Raw genomic sequence first — 19,310 nt, 5'->3', positions numbered from 1 at the left:
CAATCTGATGCTCGGGCGAAGCATTCTGCGGCCACTTGAGCGCCTGGCCGGAGCCATGCGTCAGGTCGAGAAAGGCGATTATTCCGAACAGTCGCTGCCGCCGGCGCGGGACGACGAGATCGGCCGTCTCGTCGCCCATTTCAGGACCATGCGGCAATCGGTGCAGGAGTCCCGTCACAGCCTCGAGGAGAAGGTACGGGAGCGCACCGAGGCCCTCGATCACCTGACCAAGACCGACCCGCTGACGGAACTTCTCAACCGTCGCGGCATGACCGAGCGACTCGAGGCAGAGATCAGCCGGGCCGGCCGGAACAACAGCCGTTTCGGCATCGTCTGGCTCGACCTCGATCGCTTCAAGGACATCAACGACCAGCACGGGCACAAGCGGGGCGACGAAGCCCTGATCAAGGTGTCCCGACTCATCCGTTCGATTATAAGGCCCTATGACAGCGCCGCGCGCTGGGGCGGCGACGAGTTTCTGATGCTGCTGCAACAGTGCGATGGGCCGGCCCTGGAGCTCCTCAGCGAGCGCATTCGCGCGGCGGTCGCAACCAGCTGCCATGTCGACGGGCACGATGGCATACCGGTGCCGTTCAGCATCAGCGCCGGCACCTACCTTTACGACGACGGCGATGACCTGGAAACCATCCTGCTGCGGGCCGACCTCGCGCTCTACGAAGCCAAGGAAGGCGGCCGCAACCGGGTCAGCCACTACCGGCAGCGCGGCCCTGTCCGGCTGCAGTCCCGCTGATGCGGGTACGGCCCCCTGTGCCACCCGCCATCGCCCCTGCGCACGACCTCTGCCGTCTACACTTGGAAGAGGAACCGCCAAAGAAGGACAGAATCATGATTGAACTGACACTGCGCCCGGTCGGCGACGGCCTCGGGGTCGAGTTGCCTGCGGACGTCATCGAGGCACTCGGGGCACGCGACGGCAGCAGCATCTACCTGATCAACATGCTCAACGGCAGCTACCGCCTCGCGCGGCACGACGACGACCTGATCGAGAAGATGGAGCTGGTCGACGGCATGATGCATGAGGAAGATGCCTGAGCCAGCCAGGACCGCCGGCTTAAGAAACTGAAATAATAAGGCTTTTTCGTTATGCAAGCCCATGCCGTGAACTGATTGCCATGGCAGGGGGCCGGGTGCCTCCTGTATCATGCGAGCGCCCGGATCCTCTGAATCAACCCGTTACCGACATCATGAAACCAAAACGCATACACCCCTTTGCCCGGCTTCTACTGGCATCCGCACTGATTTTCTCCCCGCTCGCGCCGGCCCATGAAAAACAGGAGACCAGACTGGCGCTCGCCTCCGTCAGCGCCTCGGTGGTCGACCTGAAAAGCGGCGAGCCCCTGGTCGCCAAGAATGACGGCCTGGTCGTCTCGATCGCGTCCATCACCAAGCTGATGACGGCCATCGTCATTCTTGAAGCCAAGCAGCCTATGGACGAAAGGATCCGCATCACCAAGCGCGATCGCAAGCTGGCCCACAACTACTACTCCCGCATTCGAACCGGCTCCGAACTCAGTCGCGACGATCTGTTGCGCATCATGCTGATGTCCTCGGAAAACCTGGCGGCGACAGCCCTCGCGACGAGCTATCCGGGGGCTTCGACGCCTTCGTCGCGGCGATGAACGCCAAGGCGCGGGAACTGGGCATGAGCCGCAGCCGCTTCGTCGGCCCCAGCGGCCTGTCACCGGAGAATGTGTCGACGGCCGCCGACCTGAGCCGCCTGGTGCGCGCGGCGGCACGTTATCCGGCGATTCGCGACTACAGCACAACCAAGGTGTTCACCGCCAATTTCAGCCGCCCCCGCTATCGTCTGGGCTACACCAACACCAACCCGCTGGTGCGCGGTGGCGGCTGGGATATCTCCATCAGCAAGACCGGCTATCTCGACGAAGCCGGCCGCTGCTGGTCATGGTCGCCGATGTCGGCAACCGCGAAGTGGTGATGGTGATGCTGGATTCGTTCGGCAAGCGCACCCCGGTCGGCGATGCCGGCCGCATCCGCCAATGGCTCCAGACCGGCGACGGTGGCAAGATCGCCGGTGCCGCCCGGGATTACGAGCGTCGCAAGACCGCGCTGCTACTGGCCAAATAAGGGTGAGACAGTAGGATGGGTAAAGCCGCCAGTGGTACTGATCATACCCTCCCCAGGGCGGGTTGCGGCGGCGAAACCCATCACAGGCGCCAACGGCGCCTTGCTTATTGTCGGAATTCGCTCCTTCGGGGCATCACCGGCAATTGCTCCTGCATTACCGGTATTTACGCGGAGCGGCCTTCCGCCGTCCATGGCAGTCATTCCAACCTACGTGCTCAGGCTGCGCGCACGCGCCAGTGCAGCGCAAAGCCCGGATCGAAGACTTCGATGGTTTCCCCCATCGCCTCGACCGGCGGCGGCAGCGGCAGGGCTGCGTCGCTCTTCTCCAGCACCAGGTAGTCACTGTTGACATCCATGCCGTAGAACGCCGGTCCGTTCAGCGAGGTGAAGGCCTCGAGCCGGTCCAGCGCCTGCTCCCGTTCGAACACCGCGGCGAGGGTTTCGAGACAGACCTGGACATTGAAGATGCCGGCACAGCCGCAGGCGGTTTCCTTCGCCGAGCGTAAATGGGGCGCGGAATCGGTACCCAGAAAGAATCGCCGGTCTCCGGAGGTCGCAGCGGCGCAGAGTGCCAGGCGGTGTTGTTCGCGCTTGGCCACCGGCAGGCAGTAGTAATGGGGCTTGATGCCTCCGACCAGCATGGCGTTGCGGTTGATCACCAGGTGATGGGGGTGATGGTGGCGGCGGTGAATTCATCGCAGGACTGCACGAACTCGATACCCTGCCGGGTGGTCACATGCTCGAGCACGACCTTGAGGCGCGGGAAGCGCTCGCGCACGCGGCTCAGCACGCGATCGATAAAGACCGCCTCCCGGTCGAAGATATCGATCTCGGGGTCGACCACTTCGCCGTGCACCAGCAACGGCATGCCGATCTCCTCCATGGTCGCCAGCACAGGGAAGATCTTATCGACCTGTTTCACGCCCGCGGCGGAATTGGTGGTCGCGCCAGCGGGATAGAGCTTGGCTGCGACGATATGGCCCCGGGTGAACCCCTCGCGGACGTCGGCCGGATCGGTCTGTTCGGTCAGGTAGAGCGTCATCAGCGGCTTGAAGATGGCGCCCGCCGGAATCGCAGTTTCGATTCGGCCGCGATAGGCGATCGCCTGGGCGGTGGTCACGACCGGCTGCTTCAGATTCGGCATGATAATGGCCCGGCCGAACCAGCGGGTGCTTTCAGGCAACACCTGGTGCATCACCGCGTCGTCACGCACATGAAGGTGCCAGTCATCGGGACGGCGGATGCGCAGTTGGTTCAAAATCGTCACGAACTCCCCTGGAATTACTGCATGGTTGAGTGCCGGCCGGAACCGGGCAGCCCTTCGCTGCGGACCGCAACAGCCCGGCGCCGGGACGGTTCCGACAGCGCGCTAAGGGTACCTGCAACGGCGCCCCCGCACCACCCAAATCATACTGCTGCCCAGCGGAAAAAGCCCGCGACGGGCCGCTCAGAAGGTAATGCCGGCATTGCGGTAGCGCTGGCGCAGAATCGCCACCCGTTCGACGTAAACGCGGGTCTCGGCATAGGGCGGGACGTCGCCATACTTGCGCACCGCACCGGGGCCCGCGTTGTAGGCGGCGACGGCGAGCCGACTGTCGCCGTTGAAGACACGCAGCAGGTCGGCCAGATACCTGACCCCCCGAGGATATTCTGCTCGGCATCGAGAGCGTCATTGACGCCGAGCTCGGCGGCCGTCGCCGGCATCAGCTGCATCAGCCCCTGGGCACCCTTTTTGGACACGGCAGCCGGATTGAACGCCGACTCGGCATGGATCACCGCCCTGACCAGGGCCGGATCCACCTCGTGGGCCCGTGCGGCCCTGACGACGAGTTCGGTATAGGCGGTCATATTGAGGCGGGTGTTGCGCCAGTTCACCCGCGACGCCGGGTTGCAGGCATAGCACTCGATTCTGACGATTTCGTACTCGTGACCGCGCGGCTTCTGATCGGTGAAGCTGATCACGCCGTCAGCCTTGCGGTACTTGTAAATGGCCGTACCGGACGGCTGGCCGCCGAGCACCGTTTCGCCGCGGGATGGCGAGCCGACATTGGTATACTCCACGCGACCGTCGGGGTGCGTGATACGCCTGATTTCGTCTGCCCATCCCTGTGCCGCCAGGGTTCCCGTCACCAGGAACAGGGGAATCAATCCATGTTTCAGTATCATGCACTGAGTTTCAGCCATCCGGCGAATTTTTCAAGCTTTTCCGCCAACCCTGCAGCAAATTTCCACTTTGCGTCGGGCTGCTATGCTTTGTCTGCCAGGCAAAACGACAGGGAAAAGCGATGAGCGACAGCAAAGACCCCGAACTCGCCCCTCATCAGATCACTCAAGCCCCCGGGACAGCACCCACCGATCCCAAGCCCCTCTCCGTCCTGCGCCTCGGCGCCCTGGTGGCGGGACCGGCCATCGCCCTGGTGCTGTTTCTGTTACCGCCCCCCGAGGGCATGGCACCTGAAGCCTGGCGCCTGGTTTCGATGGCGTCCTGGATGGTGATCTGGTGGCTTGGCGAGGCGGTGCCGATCCCGGCAACGGCACTGCTGCCGATCCCGCTGATGCCGCTCTATGGCATCGGCGATATGGCACCGGTGGCCGCCAACTATGCCAACCCACTGATCTTCCTGTTCCTCGGCGGTTTTCTGCTGGCGTCGGCCATGCAGCGCTGGGGGCTGCACCGGCGCATCGCCCTGCGCATCGTCGCCGTGGTCGGCACCGGCCCCGGCAATGTCATCGGCGGCTTCATGCTGGCGACGGCCTTTCTATCGATGTGGATCTCCAACACCGCAACCACCATCATGATGTATGCGGTGGGCCTCTCGGTGATCGATTTCATTGCGCGCAAGACCGACGACGAGGAGATGATACGCAACTTCGGCGTCGCCCTGATGCTCGGCATCGCCTACAGCGCCTCGATCGGCGGCGTCGGCACCCTGATCGGCACGCCGCCCAATGCGCTGCTCGCGAGTTTTCTCGCCAGCACCTACGACATCCGTATCGACTTCTTCACCTGGATGACGTTCGGCATACCGGTGGTGCTGGTGATGCTGCCGACCGCCTGGCTGCTGCTCACCCGGGTCACCTTTCCGTCCCACCGCATTCGCATCGGCGATGCCGGCGCGGTGATCCATCAGGAGCTGCGGGCGCTCGGCGCGATGAGCCGGGCGGAAAAGGTGGTCGCCTCGGTCTTTGTCGGTGCGGCACTGGGCTGGATCTTCAGATCCCAGTTGGTGGCACTGACCGGACTGCCGATCAACGATACCACCGTGGCGCTGGTGGCAGCGCTGATACTCTTCGCATGGCCCATTTCCCGCGCCCGCGCCGAATTCGCACTCGACTGGTCCGCCGCCGTTCATCTGCCCTGGGGCGTGCTGCTGCTGTTCGGCGGTGGCCTGGCGCTGGCCGGCGGCTTCAAGAATACGGGACTGGCCGACTGGATCGGCAACTCGGTCGCGAGCTTCGACATCAGCACCTGGCTGCTGGTACTGGTCGTCGCCGCCGCCATCGTCTACCTCACCGAGATCACCTCGAATACCGCATCCACCGCGACCTTCCTGCCGATCCTCGGCGCAGTCGCGGTCGGTCTGGGGCTCGACCCGCGCCTGTTGACGGTTCCGGTCGCGGTCGGCGCCTCGATGGCCTTCATGATGCCGGTCGCCACACCGCCCAATGCCATCGTATTTTCCTATGACAAGATGCATCTGGCGGATATGGTGAAAGCCGGCTTCTGGCTCAATATCATCGCCATCTTCGTCACTTTTGCCGCCATGTACCTGCTGGCCGGCCTGGTGTTCGGCATTTGAATTTCGGGCGGTATTTTTGATACGCAATACGTACTGAAAAACCTCGACGATGCCGGCAACCCGGACTCGGGCCATGAACTAACCTGTAAGCATGATCTAGCCTGTCCTGCACGGAGGGACTGCCCATGCCCATCGCCGAGCGACTCAGTCACTACCTCGAACAACACAACATCGACTACGAGACCCGCACCCATACCTTCACGCCGTCGAGTGCCCGGGCTGCAGAGGCCGCCCATGTACCGGGCCATCAGCTGGCCAAAGCCGTGGTGCTGAAGCGCCCGGACGAGCGCTTCCTGCTGATGGTGCTGCCGGCCGACTTCCGGGTGCAGCTCGGCCAGTTGCATCGACTGATGGGCGAAGAGGTCTGCCGGCGACCGAAGCGGAACTGGTCGACCTGTTCCCCGACTGTTTCGAGGGGGCGATACCGGCCCTGGGGGATGTCTACGGGCTGCGCACCCTGGTGGCCGAAAGCCTGTTCGACCAGCCCGAGGTGTTTATCGAATCCGGCGATCACCAGACACTGATCCGCCTCGATGCCGGGCAGTTCGCCGGTCTGATGAAGAACGCCGAGCGGGTCAATGCCGTCAAGCAGGCATGAGACCGGGCCGCTACCCGCCTTCTTTCCAGCCACCGGGTCAGGGCCGCCCGGGGCAGCGCGCCGGCCCCCTCGCCGTCGTTCGACAGCATCAGGGGCGGCAGCCCGCGAATGCCCATGCGGCCAGGATCAAAGCCTGACCAGGTCCCGCTTGCCTGCTTTGGCAACGGCGTCGACGGCATTCACGTCCACCGGCGTCACCTGCATGTCGGGACGCACCCGCTGCAGGCTGTTCACCATCACCCGGTCACCGGCATCGAGCCCGCTCAGCACCAGGCGCCGGCCTTCGACGACGGCGCCCAGTTCAACCTCGCGATAGGTAACCCGGTCATCGGCGTTCACCACATAGACGAACTTGCGGCTCTGGTTGGTGCCGACGGCCCGCTCCGGAATCAGCAGCGCCGCCTCGGTGCCGGGCGCGGCGACGCTGACGCGGACGAACATGCCGGGGACCAGGACGCCGTCGGCATTGTCGACCAGCGCCCGGGCACGGATGGTGCCGGTGCGGCTGTCGATCTCGTTGTCGAAGGCGTGCAAACGTCCATCCACACCGGTCCCGATGTCGCCGTCCAGCTGGAGCCTGACCGGAATGGGCGTATCGGCGCCCCGGCGTGCGAGGTCGAGATAGGTCTGCTCGTCCAGTTCGAATTCGGCGTAAAGGCGGTCGTCGGCCACAATGGTCGTGAGTACCGGGGCATTGGCCCCCGCCTCGACAAGGTTGCCGCGGGTCACTTCGGCGCGGCTGATACGCCCGCCGACCGGCGCTTCGATATGAGCGTAGTCAAGCTCGAGCTTCGCACTCTCCAGCGCCGCTTGCGCGGCACTCAGGTCTGCTTCGGCCACCCGGTAGTCGTTGCGCACCGAGTCGACGTGGCTCCTGGACACCACTCGCTTGTTCTCCAGCCCCTTGACGCGCGCCAGCTCGACCCGAGCGAACTCGAGGCGGGATCTGGCAGATTCGACTTCGGCGCGGGCACTGGCCACCGCCACTTCGAAGGGTCGCGGATCGATGACGTAGAGTGGATCGCCGGCCTTTACGCGACCGCCCTCCCCGTGCAGCACCTCGACGATGGCACCGCTGACCCGGGGGCGAACCTCTACCCTTTCGACCGCTTCGAGACGTCCGGAGAAAGTCCGCCACAGCTGCACCGGCTCAGGCAGGAGGATTTCGACGTCGACGCTCGGCGCCTGCATCTGTGCAGCCGGCGATCCGGCGCCCGCCTGTACCGCATTACCGTACCTGAGTGCTGCCGCCCCACCCAGCATGACCAGGCCGACAGCCAGTCCGGTGAGGATGACGCCGGACCTGTTTCTGTTTGCGTTTGCATTCATCAGCTGCTCCTTCGGACCTTTTCGCGAGTATACATACCGGTTGGTCTAGCCTGAAAACAAGTTAAACATACCGGTCGGTATGCGTCAATGAGCGACAGCGGCCAAAAGGTGAAAAAGATTGAGCTGAGCCTGGGGCTGAGCCATGACCGCCAGGAACGGCGGTCAGGTCGACGGGGCCCGCGACGAGTCCCGGAGGATGCGGTACGGCTGTCAGGCGGCGCTGGAGGCGTCGGCAGCCAGGCGGCGGTGTTCGGCCTTGAGGCCGATCATCCGGTAGACACCGGGACGCAGGTCCGACAGAACGCAGTCGACACTGTTGTAGATACGGCAGTAGATCAGTAGTCCCTGCACGAACTGGTAGAGCAGTCGGCCGACCTGTTCCGGATCGGGCGCGTCGCTGAGCAGCCCCTCGGCCCTGAGCCGCGAGATCAGGATCGAGAGGTAGGCGATCTTGTTGGCGGCCATCTCCTGTGCCGCCTGCTGGACCTTGATCTCTTCGCAGCCGCACTGGCCGCCGGAAGTGAACACCGGACAGCCGACGACCACCTGGGTGGTATCGCCGTTCTGCAACATGCCCTCGCCCCTGGCATGTCCGATCACCATGTCGAGATAGCCTTCGAGCTGGTCCAGCGCCGGGCGAGCGGGGTCGAAATTACGGTCGAGCTCAACCTTCAGGTGCTCCCAGTGATTGAGCACCGCCGCATAATAGAGATCGGCCTTGGTCTCGAAGTAATGGTAAAAACTACCCTTGGTGACGCCTGCCTGCTTGCAGATCTCGTTGACACCGACACTGGTGTAATTGCTCTGCCAGATCAGTTCCATCGCGGTACAGAGCAGCTTTTCGCGAGTATCGGTCGGCTTTCGTACCACAATCGTCACCTCGTACTTGTTATATGACTGAACTATAACAAACCAGTTGGTATGTACTCAAGCCGCGCTCCCGCCGGGGGCGCGGCCTGGCGTCATCCCGGCGCTTGCTCCTGCTGTGCCGGCACGGGCCGCCGGAGCCTGAGGCTTCGCAGCAGTACATAGAACACCGGCGTCAGGAAGAGCCCGAACAGCGTCACACCGAGCATCCCGGCAAAGACCGCGATCCCCATGGCGTTGCGCATTTCGGCGCCGGCGCCGGTCGAAACCGCCATCGGCAGCACGCCCATGATGAAGGCGAACGACGTCATCAGGATAGGCCGCAGCCGCAGCCGGCTCGCCTCCACCGCCGCCGCGATGACGCCCTGACCCCGGTGTTCCAGTTCGCGGGCGAATTCGACGATCAGGATGGCGTTCTTGGTCGCCAGCCCCATCAGCACGAACAGGCTGATTTGCGTGAAGATGTTGTTGTCGCCGCCCGAAAGCCAGACGCCTGCAAGCGCCGAAAGCATACTCATCGGGATGATCAGCACGATGGCGATCGGCAGCACCAGGCTCTCGTACTGCGCCGCCAGCACCAGGAATACCAGGAAGATCACCAGGGGATGATGATCACCGCGGTATTGCCGGCGAGGATCTGCTGGTAGGTCAGCTCCGTCCACTCGAACTGCATGCCGGCCGGCAGCGTCTCCTCAAGGATCCGCGTGATCGCCGCCTGTGCCTGGCCGGACGAGTAGCCCGGCGCCGCATTGCCGTTCAGATCCGCGGCGCGGTAGGCGTTGTAGCGCTGCGCCGATTCGGGCCCGTAGCTTTCGCCGATCCGCATCACCGCACCGAGGGGTACCATTTCGCCGTCGTCGTTGCGCACCTTGAGCCGCAGCACGTCGTCGGGGGAGTCGCGGAAGGCCGCGTCCGCCTGCGCAATGACCTGATAAGTCCGCCCGAACTGATTGAAATCGTTGACATACATCGACCCCAGGTAGATCTGCATCGTTTCGAACAGCGCATCGATGTCGAGCCCCAGCTGCTTGGCCCGGGTGCGGTCCAGCTCAGCGCTCAGCTGCGGCACGTTGATCTTGTAGCTGGAGAAGACCCCGGCCAGCTCCGGTGCTGTCCGGGCCCGGGTCATCACCTCGTCGAGCGCCTGCTGCAACGCCTCGTACCCCTGGTCGGTACGGTCCTCGATCTGCAGCTTGAAGCCACCGATGGTCCCGAGCCCCGGGACCGGCGGCGGCGGGAAGATGGCAACAAAAGCTTCCTCGATGCCGTTGTAGCGCTGCTGCAGGTGCTGGCTGATGGCGAAACCGGACAGCGCCGGCTCGCTGCGCGCCTCGAAATCGTCCAGCGCGACGAAGACGATGCCGGCACTGGGGCTGTTGATGAAGCCGTTGATCGATAGTCCCGGAAAGGCGACGGCGTTGGCGACGCCCGGCGTTTGCAGGGCGATGTCGCTCATTTCGCGGATCACCGCTTCGGTGCGTTCGAGGGTGGCGCCGTCGGGCAGCTGCGCGAAGCCGACCAGGTACTGCTTGTCCTGGGTCGGCACGAAGCCGGCCGGCACCGTCTGGAACAGGCCGTAGGTGGCGCCCAACAGCAGCATATAGACCAGCATGCCGGCGCCCTTGCGTCGCACCACGCCGCCGACGCTGCGGGCATAGTTTTCGAGGCGCGGCCGAAGACACGGTTGAACAGCCGGAAGAAACCGCCGAACAGGCGGTTCAGCAGTTTCGTCAGCCCGTCGGCTCTGGCCCCTTCGGGCTTGAGCAGCAACCGTGACAGCGCCGGGCTCAGCGTCAGGGAGTTGAGCGCCGAGATCACCGTGGAGATGGCGATCGTCAGCGCGAACTGGCGGTAGAACTGGCCGGTCAGGCCGCTGATCAGCGCAATCGGCACGAACACCGCCAGCAGCACCAGTGTCGTGGCGACGATGGGCCCGGTGACCTCGCTCATCGCCCGTACGGTCGCATCGCGCGGCGACAGACCCGAGGCGATGTTGCGCTCGACGTTCTCCACCACGATGATGGCGTCGTCGACGACGATACCAATGGCCAGGATCATACCGAACAGGGTCAGCACGTTGATCGAGAAACCGAACAGGTACATCAGGCCGAAGGTGCCGACGATGGAGACCGGCACCGCCAGCAGCGGAATGACCGAGGCGCGCCAGGTCTGCAGGAAGACCACGACCACCAGCACCACCAGCGCCACCGCTTCGAGCAGCGTCTTGATCACCGCCTTGATCGAGCCCTGAACGAACACTGTCGGGTCATAGACCACGCTGTAGTCGACGCCATCGGGAAAATGCTGTTTCAGCTCCGCCATCTTCGCCCGCACGTCGTGCGAGATGTCCAGCGCATTGGCTCCCGGCGCTGCGAAGATCGGAATGGCCACCGCCTCGCGGTTGTCGAGCAGCGAGCGCAGCGCGTACTCGGATGCGCCCAGCTCGATGCTGGCGACATCGGACAGCCGCGTCACCTCGCCGTGCTCACCGGTGCGAATGATGATGTCGCCGAACGCCTCCGGGCTCTCCAGCCGACCTCTGGCGTTGATCGGCAATTGCAGTTCGGCGATGTCGGCGTAGGGGGCGCCGCCGATCAGGCCGGCGGCGACCTGGACATTCTGCTCGCGAATCGCGTCGACGACCTCGGCGGCTGTCAGGCGACGCTCGGCGATTCTGTCCGGGTTCAGCCATATCCGCATCGCGTAGTCGCCGGAGCCGAACAGCCGCACCTGTCCCACGCCACGGATCCGCGCCAGTTCATCCTTGACGTTGAGTACCGCGTAGTTGCGCAGGTACAGCATGTCGTAGCGATCGTCCGGCGACGTCAGGTGCACCACCATGGTCAGGTCCGGATTGCTCTTGACCGTCGTCACCCCGAGCTGCCGTGTCACCTCGGGCAGGCGCGGCAACGCCTGGGCGACGCGGTTCTGCACCCGTTGCTGCGCCAGGTCCGGATCGGTGCCGATCTCGAAGGTCACCGTCAGCGTCAGGCGCCCGTCGGTGGTCGACTGGGAATAGAGATAGAGCATGTTCTCCACGCCGTTGATCTGTTCCTCCAGCGGCGTCGCCACCGTTTCGGCAATCACCTGCGGGTTGGCGCCGGGAAAACGGGCGCTGACCACCACCGATGGCGGCGTCACGTCCGGATACTCGGAAACCGGCAGCTGAAACATCGACAGGAGTCCGGCCAGGAACACCAGCACGGACAGTACGCCGGCAAACACCGGCCGGTCGATAAAGAATTTTGACAGGTTCATGGGGGCTACCCTTTCAGTTTGATCCCGCTCAGCGGCCGCCCACGCCCAAGGCACTATATCGGCCAGGCGTTTGAGCCTTGAAAGCATACCGCTTGGTATGCCGAGAATCTAAACATACCGGTTGGTATGCGGTCAACCAGAAACCTCGCCCGCAGCGGACTAAGCTGTTATTGAGTCGGAGGGTTAACAGGTGAAACAGGGAAGAGGCAACCCATGATGTTCAAAGACCGCCGGGACGCCGGCCGGCAACTGGCAAAAGCACTGAAAAAGTACCGCGGCGAGGCGGGAATCGTCTTCCCCCTGCCCCGCGGCGGGGTCACCCTCGGCGTCGAGGTCGCACAGGCGCTGCAGATGCCCCTCGATCTGATCGTGCCGCGCAAGATCGGCCATCCGATGAACCCGGAATACGCCATCTGTGCGCTGGCCGAAAACGGCGAACTGGTCTGCAACCGGGCCGAAGCCGATCGCGTCGATCAGCAGTGGCTGCAGCAACAGGTCGCGGCCGAGCATCGCGAGGCGGTGCGCAGGCGTGAACACTATATGCAGGGGCGCCCGCCGCTGGAACTGGCCGGCAAGACCGCGATTCTGGTGGACGACGGCATCGCCACGGGCCTGACAATGGAAGCGGCCATCCGCGATGCGCGCCAGCGCGGAGCCGCGACCATCGTCGTGGCGATACCGGTGGTGCCGCAGGACACTTTTCAACGGCTCAAATCCGAGGTCGACGTTGTCGTTGCCCTCGATGCTCCCCTTCATTACCGGGGCGCGGTCGGTGCCTATTACGAAAACTTCGCCCAGGTCTCGGACGACGAAGTGATCGAGATGCTGGAACAGTTGCAGGCACCGCCGGCCGACTGAGGCCAGTTGCCGTCAGGTTTCGCGGTGACTGGCCCTAAAACCCGCGCCGGTGCTTCTGCTATTCTGTTTGCCGGCAAGGTCCGGCAGGTGCCGGCCCGCACGCGCTTATAGACTGATATCAGGAGGATTCCATGCCCGGTCTGCTGCCCGAGGTCGACCCCGACGGCCTGCTCGAATATTCGGTGGTTTATACCGACCGCTCCCTCAATCATATGTCCGGCTGCTTCCAGCAGGTGATGAAGGATATCTCCTCGATGCTGAAGGAGGTCTACCGTGCACACTCGGCGATCATCGTACCGGGCAGCGGCACCTTCGGCATGGAAGCGGTGGCGCGCCAGTTCGCCACCGGCCAGAAGTGCCTGGTGATCCGCAACGGCTGGTTCAGCTATCGCTGGAGCCAGATCTTCGAAATGGGGCAGATCCCGTCCGAATGCACCGTGCTCAAGGCCCGGGCCCAGGGCGACGGGCCCCAGGCGCCGCTGGCGCCGGTACCGATCGAGGAAGCCGTCGACAGCATTCGTCGCGAGCGCCCGGCGCTGGTGTTCGCCCCCCATGTGGAGACGGCCTCGGGAATGATGCTGCCGGACGACTATATCCGCGAGCTGTCCAAGGCGGTGCATGAAGTTGGCGGCCTGATGGTACTCGACTGCATCGCGTCGGGCTGCATCTGGGTCGACATGCTCGCCACCGGCGTCGATATCCTGATCAGCGCACCGCAAAAGGGCTGGAGCGGCTCCCCGTGCTGCGCCATGGTGATGCTGGGCGAAGAGGCCCGCAAGCGCATCGACGACACCACCAGCACCAGCTTTGCCTGCGATCTGCGCAAATGGCTGCAGATCATGGAGACCTACGAGAACGGCGGCCACGCCTACCACGCCACCATGCCCACCGACGGCCTGCGGCGACTGCGCGACGTGATGCAGGAAACCCACCGTTATGGCTTCGACAACGTGCGCGAGGAGCAACTGGCACTGGGCCAGCGGGTGCGGGCATTGCTCGAGGCCCGGGGCATTCGCAGCGTGGCGGCACCGGGCTTCGAGGCGCCCGGGGTCGTCGTCAGCTATACCCGCGATGCGCAGATCCAGAACGGCAGCAGGTTCCTCGAGGAGGGGCTGCAGATTGCCGCCGGCGTGCCGCTGATGTGCGACGAACCGGACGACTTCCAGACCTTTCGCCTCGGCCTCTTCGGTCTCGACAAGCTACACAATCTCGACCGCACCGTCGCCCGGCTCGAGCAGGCGCTGGACCGGGTCCTGTCGAAAACCTAGGGACGGATCGCAGCGAACCTCGCCCCCGCTAAAGGGGCAGGTCCGCCCGAACACTGGTTTCGGCATCGCGGATCCAGCGCTTCGCGGCAACCTCGCTGCGGCAGTAGTGCACGACACGCCCCCAGGGCAGCGGCTGGCCATTGACACCGATTTCGTGGCGGTACACCCACCAGCTGTCAGCGGCGATGCCACGGCAGGCGTGGGCCGCCGGACTTTGCTTGTTTAGATCGATGGACAATGCGCAGGTCATGTTTTCCTCCGGCTCGTTGTGTTTTCGATTACAGGGTCTGGACGGCACCCGACGCCCCTGCGACGGGGCCTCCGGGTGCTTTTGGGGCCCGGGTCATGATCGAACCGGGGCCGGCTCGGGTTTCGCCAGGCGCTTGAGTGCCTGCACCGCCACGCTCAGCTGGGCGAAGCTTGGCACCGGGATCTCCCGGACGCGCCCGAACAGCGCCAGGGTACGCTCGACTGCTTCCTGCGCCCGCCCGTACCGGCCCCGTTCGTCGGCGACCGCCAACCGGGCGACGCTCAGTTCGCACAGCAGGCTGCTGAGCTCCAGCGTCAGCGATGATCGCGCCTGACGCTGCCAGCTATCCCCGCCCGGCAGATCGCGGATCGCCTGGCGCAGCCAGTTGAGGTCCAGCATCTGCTCGAACTCGAAGAAGGCCTGCGCCGACAGTTCGAGTCCCGCGCCGCTGATTTCCGAAATCCGCACGATGTCGAAACTGGCCAGACGATACGGCAGCCGCGCGTACTCTTCGGCCAGCGCGGGCGCCAAGCCCTGCGTGACCAGAGCCTCCTGCTGCGACGCCAGGCGCTCGCGGGCGCTGTCGCCAAGGCGTGCCGGCAGCGCCAGCCCTGCCGCTTCGACGCCCGGCCCGAGGCGGCGGCAGGTCGTTGCCACCGAGCTCAGGATTTCGGTGCTGCCTAGCAGCCAGTGGCAGGCCTGTTCCAGCTGTTCGCGAATACCGGCCAGCAATTCGAGCTGCAACCCATAGGGCACCCGGGTGCCAAGCGCATCGATGGCGTCCCAGAGCGCCTGGATGCCCAGCAGGTCCCGCGCAATGTCGAAAGCCGCCAGCAGCTCGACCGGGCTGCAACGTTGCTCTTCCATCATGACCGTCGCAAAAGTCGGGCCCATGCGGTTCACCAGCTCGCCGGCGAAACAGGTCGCCAGGATCTCGTGCTTCAGCGGATGCGCTGCCATCATCTCCGGCAGACGATGCGCCAATGCCGCGGGAAAGTATTCGCTCAGGCGGGCACTGAACCAGGGGTTGTCCGCCAGCCGCGCTTCGACCAGCTGCTCCGCCAGGCTGATCTTGCCGTAGGCGGTCAGCACCGCGAGCTCGGGACGGGACAACCCCTCGCCCCGCTGGCCGCGCGCGGCCAGCTCTTGCGCGCCGGGCAGGTTTTCCAGTGCCGGATCGAGCCGGCCCGCCCGCTCCAGCCCCTGCATCAACCGTTGACAGCTGTCGAGCGCGGCCGGCGCCCAAGCCGCCGCCTGGCTCAGCAACGCCGCCTGGCGATAATTGTTGCGCAGCACCAGATCGGCCACGTCGCCGTCCATTTGCGCCAGCAGCGCATTGCGCTCGGGTTCGTCCAGAATGCCCTGCACGGCCGCCTGGCTCATCAGCACCTTGATGTTGACCTCATGGTCGGAGCAGTCGACGCCGCCGGAGTTGTCGATCGCATCGGTATTGATCAGGCCGCCCTGGCGGGCGAACTCGATGCGCCCGCGCTGTGTCAGGCCTAGATTGCCGCCCTCGCCGACGACCCGGCAACGCAGTTCGCCGCCGTTGACCCGCACGGCATCGTTGGCGCGATCACCGACATCGGCATGGCTTTCGTCACCGGCCTTGACGTAGGTGCCGATGCCGCCGTTCCAGAGCAGGTCGACCGGCGCCTTGAGGATCTCGCGGATCAGCTCGGCCGGCGTCAGCGCCGACACATCGGGCGCCAGCGCCAGGGCCGCGCGCATCTCGGGACTGACCCGAATCTGCTTGGCGCTGCGGCTGAACACCCCGCCCCCGGCGAGATCAGGGCGCTGTCATAGTCGGCCCAGCTGGAGCGCGGCAGCCGGAACAGGCGCTCGCGTTCAGCAAAGGTCGCCCGGGCGTCGGGCGTCGGATCGATAAAGATATGCTGATGGTTGAACGCCGCCACCAGACGGATATGGGGTGACAACAGCATGCCGTTGCCGAAGACATCGCCGGACATGTCGCCGATGCCGACCACGCTAAAGTCTTCGCGCTGCGTATCGCGTCCCAGTTCGAGGAACAGGCGTTTTACCGACTCCCAGGCACCGCGGGCGGTAATGCCCATTTTCTTGTGGTCGTAACCATGGGCGCCGCCGGACGCGAAGGCGTCGTCGAGCCAGAAACCGTATTCCCGCGACAGGCCGTTGGCGATATCGGAGAAGGTCGCCGTGCCCTTGTCCGCGGCTACCACCAGGTAGGGATCGTCGTCGTCATGGCGCACCAGGTCCGCCGGCGGCACCACTTCGCCATCGACGAGGTTGTCCGTCAGGTCCAGCAAGCCGCGGATAAATGTCCGGTAACAGGCCACCGCCTCGGACTGGATCTCGTCGCGGCTGCCCTGCTCCGGCAACCGTTTGCAGTAGAAACCGCCCTTGGAGCCGGCCGGAACGATCACCGCATTCTTCACCATCTGCGCCTTCAGCAGCCCCAGCACCTCGGTACGGTAATCCTCGCGCCGGTCGGACCAGCGCAGGCCGCCGCGCGCCACCTTGCCGCCGCGCAGGTGCACGCCCTCGACCCGGGGCGAATAGACGAAGATCTCGAATTTCGGACAGGGTCGGGGAATGCCGGGGATCAGGCCCGGATCGAGTTTCAGTGCCAGATAATCCTTGTGACCGCCGTCAGCCGCGCGCTGATAGCTGTTGGTACGCAGCAACGCCTGAATCAGTGCCAGGAACGCCCTGAGGATGCGGTCTTCATCGAGGCTGCCGACGGCGTCCAGCGCCTGCTGCAACTGCTGCACCAGGTCATCGGCGAGCGGTTGGGACGCCCGCTGCGGATCGAAGCGCGCGTCGAACAGCGCGTTCAGCAATACAGCGATCGCCGGGTTGCGGACCAGCGCATCCTGGAGGTACTGCTGCGAGAACGGCAGCTGGATCTGGGAAAGATAGCGGCCGAGCGCCCGGAACAGCAGCGCCTGACGCCAGTTGAAACCGGCGGCCACCACCAGGCGGTTGTAACCGTCGTTCTCGGCCTGCCCCTGGCAGGTGCGGACGAAGGCCTCTTCGAAGCGCGTGCGCAGAGCCTCACAGGCAGGGTCGAGGGCCTCGCCGACGAATTCGAAGTCCAGCATCCAGGCCGCCGCGCCGCTGCGCACCGCCAGAGCGTACGGGTGCGCACTGGTGACCTCGACGCCGAGATTTTCCAGAACCGGCAATACCGACGACAGCGCCAGGGCCGGCCATGGCCGTACAGCTTGAACCGCAACGCCGTATCCGGCCCCTGGTAAAGGCTCGCCGCCAGCGGCCGGTCGTCGTCCAGACCTTCCAGGCGCACAACATCCGCCACCGCGGTTGCAGGGCAGACGTCGGCGCAGTATCCCGCCGGCAGGGCCTCGCCGTAACGGTCGAACAGCAGCAGCCCCTGCTCCTCGCCGAGACGCTCGATAAGCGCCGCGCGCAGACGATCCTCCCAGCTCAGCATCGCGTCGGCCAGGCGCCGCTCCAGCGCCTCGCTGTCGAATACCAGCCGGTGGGCGTCCCGGGTATGAACGCGATACTGGATGGTGACCAGCAGACCGTCGATATCGCAGATGCGGTACTCGGCGTCGCTGCCTGAAAGCCCCTCGAGCAGGATCTGCTGCAGGCGCCGCCTCAGGCTGGCGTTGAACTTCTCCCGCGGCACCATCACCATGGCGGTGACAAAACGGCCATAGACGTCGGTACGGGTAAAGAGCCGCAACTGCGGACGATCGTGCGCCTCGAGCATGCCACGCAGGATCTCCTCCAGTTCTTCCGCGTCGCACTGCAACATCTCGTCGCGGGGATACTGTGCCAGGATCTGCTGCAGGACGCGGCCGCGATAGCCGTCATCGCGGGCGCCGAGGCGGGACCGGAGGCGCTCGATACGCAGGCGCAGCAGCGGCACCCCGGATGCGGCGGTGCTGTAGGCGCAGGTAGCGTAAAGGCCAAAAAAGCGGTGCTCGCCGATCACCCGCCCTGCTGCGTCGAACTGCTTGACGCCCAGGTAATCCAGATGCCCGGCCTGCACCACCGGCGAACGGTAGGTGGACTTGGTCAGGATCAGCGGCTCCTCGCTCATGACCAGGCCGGACAGGTAGGCCGACAGGTCGATCTGTTTCTTGTCGGCGGGAAAGTGACGCTCGAAGCGCAGGATGCCAAGGCGGCTGTCGCCGTCCAGCGCCAGGTGACACTGATCCTGCGTCACGCAGGTCAGGCTGTAACGGGCATAGCCGATAAAGGTGAAACGCCCGTCGCGCAGCCAGCGCAGGTAATCCAGGGTTTCTTCGAGCAAGGCGCTGTCCCGGCCCGCTGCCAGTTTGACGATCGCGGTGGCGCTGATGGCGTCGTCCAGGCGCTGCCGCATGGCGTCGGAATCCGTCGCCAGGATGCGGACATCCTCGAGCACCGCGCCAAGGGTTCTAACCAGGGCGTCGAGCCGCACGGGATCGCGCTGGCGGTCGATTTCCAGTCTCAGGATCGCCTCGCGGACACCCCGGCCGGCATCGATCGACAGCAGCCGCCCATGCTCGTCGCGCTCGATATCGGCGACTGGATGCACCACCTGGTGCAGCGTCACGCCCTCGCGCTGCAACGCCAGGCTCAGCGATGCCACCAGATGGGGCCGGTCCTCGGTCACGACTTCGACGATAGTGTGGGCCGATTCCCAGCCATGATCCGGGCGCTCGGGGTTGAACGCCCGCACCCGATCCTCCCCCGGTCGCCGGTCATCGATGAACGCCAGCAGACCCCGGGCCGCCGCGACCAGGTCGTCGGGGCGCGCGCGCTCGAGTGTGCTGCAGCCAACCTCGGAATAGAACAGCCGGCACAAGGTATCGAGCGGCTGCGTCCGGGACGCTCTCGCCTGCCCCGGGATCAGGTTCCGTATCTGTGAAATGACGTCGTTTTTTCTTATCGAAGATTCAAGCATCGCGAATGCACCGCCCTCTACGCATGGGTGTTCCTGACAGACAACTTGGACAAACAGAGGAAAACGGTTTGGC

General features: G+C 64.8%; 13 protein-coding genes and 4 pseudogenes. 8 read left to right on the top strand and 9 right to left on the bottom strand.

Annotated elements, in window-relative coordinates:
• Positions 1 to 7: 7 nt before the first annotated feature.
• The 4 genes and pseudogenes from ACFQDL_RS25955 to ACFQDL_RS25940 all read left to right on the top strand — a co-directional run bounded on the left by ACFQDL_RS25955 (position 8) and on the right by ACFQDL_RS25940 (position 2,109).
• Positions 8 to 751: a GGDEF domain-containing protein gene (locus tag ACFQDL_RS25955; RefSeq protein WP_379913351.1), complete on the top strand. Its 744-nt coding sequence runs from the start codon at positions 8 to 10 to the stop codon at positions 749 to 751.
• A gap of 95 nt (positions 752 to 846) precedes the next feature.
• Entirely contained in the window at positions 847 to 1,053 is a 207-nt protein-coding gene (locus tag ACFQDL_RS25950; RefSeq protein ID WP_379911532.1) for a hypothetical protein, read from the top strand.
• A gap of 80 nt (positions 1,054 to 1,133) precedes the next feature.
• Positions 1,134 to 1,960: pseudogene (locus tag ACFQDL_RS25945) on the top strand (serine hydrolase).
• A complete protein-coding gene (locus ACFQDL_RS25940; RefSeq protein WP_379911531.1) occupies positions 1,927 to 2,109 on the top strand; it encodes a hypothetical protein in 183 nt (60 codons plus the stop codon). The pseudogene ACFQDL_RS25945 and the gene ACFQDL_RS25940 overlap by 34 nt, the downstream one beginning before the upstream one ends.
• Before the next feature lie 215 nt (positions 2,110 to 2,324).
• On the opposite strand, the gene ACFQDL_RS25935 is transcribed toward ACFQDL_RS25940, so the two are convergent.
• The 3 genes from ACFQDL_RS25935 to ACFQDL_RS33070 all read right to left on the bottom strand — a co-directional run bounded on the left by ACFQDL_RS25935 (position 2,325) and on the right by ACFQDL_RS33070 (position 4,275).
• Entirely contained in the window at positions 2,325 to 2,768 is a 444-nt protein-coding gene (locus ACFQDL_RS25935; RefSeq protein WP_379911530.1) for a dihydroorotase, read from the bottom strand.
• Positions 2,765 to 3,376: an amidohydrolase family protein gene (locus ACFQDL_RS25930; RefSeq protein WP_379911529.1), complete on the bottom strand. Its 612-nt coding sequence runs from the start codon at positions 3,374 to 3,376 to the stop codon at positions 2,765 to 2,767. The genes ACFQDL_RS25935 and ACFQDL_RS25930 overlap by 4 nt, the downstream gene beginning before the upstream one ends.
• A 140-nt stretch (positions 3,377 to 3,516) precedes the next feature.
• Positions 3,517 to 4,275, bottom strand: a complete 759-nt coding sequence (locus ACFQDL_RS33070) for a lytic transglycosylase domain-containing protein (RefSeq protein ID WP_465263995.1) — start codon at positions 4,273 to 4,275, stop codon at positions 3,517 to 3,519.
• A 119-nt stretch (positions 4,276 to 4,394) separates the two neighbouring features.
• Here ACFQDL_RS33070 and ACFQDL_RS25920 point away from each other — a divergent pair, with 119 nt between their 5' ends.
• Positions 4,395 to 5,909, top strand: a complete 1,515-nt coding sequence (locus ACFQDL_RS25920) for an SLC13 family permease (RefSeq protein ID WP_379911528.1) — start codon at positions 4,395 to 4,397, stop codon at positions 5,907 to 5,909.
• Positions 5,910 to 6,034: 125 nt separating this feature from the next.
• Entirely contained in the window at positions 6,035 to 6,433 is a 399-nt protein-coding gene (locus ACFQDL_RS25915; protein ID WP_379911527.1) for an aminoacyl-tRNA deacylase, read from the top strand.
• 200 nt (positions 6,434 to 6,633) lie between these two features.
• Here ACFQDL_RS25915 and ACFQDL_RS25910 read toward each other — a convergent pair whose 3' ends face one another.
• The 3 genes and pseudogenes from ACFQDL_RS25910 to ACFQDL_RS25900 form a co-directional block, all read right to left on the bottom strand.
• Positions 6,634 to 7,836, bottom strand: a complete 1,203-nt coding sequence (locus tag ACFQDL_RS25910; RefSeq protein ID WP_379911526.1) for an efflux RND transporter periplasmic adaptor subunit — start codon at positions 7,834 to 7,836, stop codon at positions 6,634 to 6,636.
• A gap of 210 nt (positions 7,837 to 8,046) precedes the next feature.
• The gene (locus tag ACFQDL_RS25905) at positions 8,047 to 8,706 is read right to left on the bottom strand and encodes a TetR/AcrR family transcriptional regulator (RefSeq protein WP_379911525.1); all 660 of its coding nucleotides are present in this window, start codon (positions 8,704 to 8,706) and stop codon (positions 8,047 to 8,049) included.
• A 92-nt stretch (positions 8,707 to 8,798) separates the two neighbouring features.
• Positions 8,799 to 11,961 (bottom strand): annotated as a pseudogene (locus tag ACFQDL_RS25900) (efflux RND transporter permease subunit).
• 213 nt (positions 11,962 to 12,174) lie between these two features.
• Here ACFQDL_RS25900 and ACFQDL_RS25895 point away from each other — a divergent pair.
• Positions 12,175 to 12,819, top strand: coding sequence for a phosphoribosyltransferase (locus ACFQDL_RS25895; RefSeq protein ID WP_379911524.1), 645 nt, complete (start codon positions 12,175 to 12,177; stop codon positions 12,817 to 12,819).
• A gap of 131 nt (positions 12,820 to 12,950) precedes the next feature.
• Positions 12,951 to 14,087, top strand: a complete 1,137-nt coding sequence (locus ACFQDL_RS25890; RefSeq protein WP_379911523.1) for an aminotransferase class V-fold PLP-dependent enzyme — start codon at positions 12,951 to 12,953, stop codon at positions 14,085 to 14,087.
• Positions 14,088 to 14,115: 28 nt separating this feature from the next.
• Here ACFQDL_RS25890 and ACFQDL_RS25885 read toward each other — a convergent pair whose 3' ends face one another.
• The 3 genes and pseudogenes from ACFQDL_RS25885 to ACFQDL_RS25875 all read right to left on the bottom strand — a co-directional run.
• A complete protein-coding gene (locus ACFQDL_RS25885; RefSeq protein WP_379911522.1) occupies positions 14,116 to 14,337 on the bottom strand; it encodes a hypothetical protein in 222 nt (73 codons plus the stop codon).
• 96 nt (positions 14,338 to 14,433) lie between these two features.
• Positions 14,434 to 17,532: pseudogene (locus tag ACFQDL_RS25880) on the bottom strand (NAD-glutamate dehydrogenase domain-containing protein); the annotation flags it as partial.
• 85 nt (positions 17,533 to 17,617) lie between these two features.
• Positions 17,618 to 19,237: pseudogene (locus ACFQDL_RS25875) on the bottom strand (hypothetical protein); the annotation flags it as partial.
• Positions 19,238 to 19,310 lie beyond the last annotated feature (73 nt).

Source organism: Marinobacterium aestuariivivens, assembly GCF_042661465.1.
GTDB lineage: Bacteria > Pseudomonadota > Gammaproteobacteria > Pseudomonadales > Balneatricaceae > Marinobacterium_A > Marinobacterium_A aestuariivivens.
This window is presented reverse-complemented; position numbering and strand designations above follow the sequence as displayed.

Coding starts and splice junctions, on each gene's coding strand:
- ACFQDL_RS25915 (WP_379911527.1), top strand. CDS start 6,035: ATGCCCATCGCCGAGCGACTCAGTCACTACCTCGAACAACACAACATC.
- ACFQDL_RS25910 (WP_379911526.1), bottom strand. CDS start 7,836: ATGAATGCAAACGCAAACAGAAACAGGTCCGGCGTCATCCTCACCGGA.
- ACFQDL_RS25955 (WP_379913351.1), top strand. CDS start 8: ATGCTCGGGCGAAGCATTCTGCGGCCACTTGAGCGCCTGGCCGGAGCC.
- ACFQDL_RS25950 (WP_379911532.1), top strand. CDS start 847: ATGATTGAACTGACACTGCGCCCGGTCGGCGACGGCCTCGGGGTCGAG.
- ACFQDL_RS25895 (WP_379911524.1), top strand. CDS start 12,175: ATGATGTTCAAAGACCGCCGGGACGCCGGCCGGCAACTGGCAAAAGCA.
- ACFQDL_RS25920 (WP_379911528.1), top strand. CDS start 4,395: ATGAGCGACAGCAAAGACCCCGAACTCGCCCCTCATCAGATCACTCAA.
- ACFQDL_RS25940 (WP_379911531.1), top strand. CDS start 1,927: ATGGTCGCCGATGTCGGCAACCGCGAAGTGGTGATGGTGATGCTGGAT.
- ACFQDL_RS33070 (WP_465263995.1), bottom strand. CDS start 4,275: ATGATACTGAAACATGGATTGATTCCCCTGTTCCTGGTGACGGGAACC.
- ACFQDL_RS25890 (WP_379911523.1), top strand. CDS start 12,951: ATGCCCGGTCTGCTGCCCGAGGTCGACCCCGACGGCCTGCTCGAATAT.
- ACFQDL_RS25885 (WP_379911522.1), bottom strand. CDS start 14,337: ATGACCTGCGCATTGTCCATCGATCTAAACAAGCAAAGTCCGGCGGCC.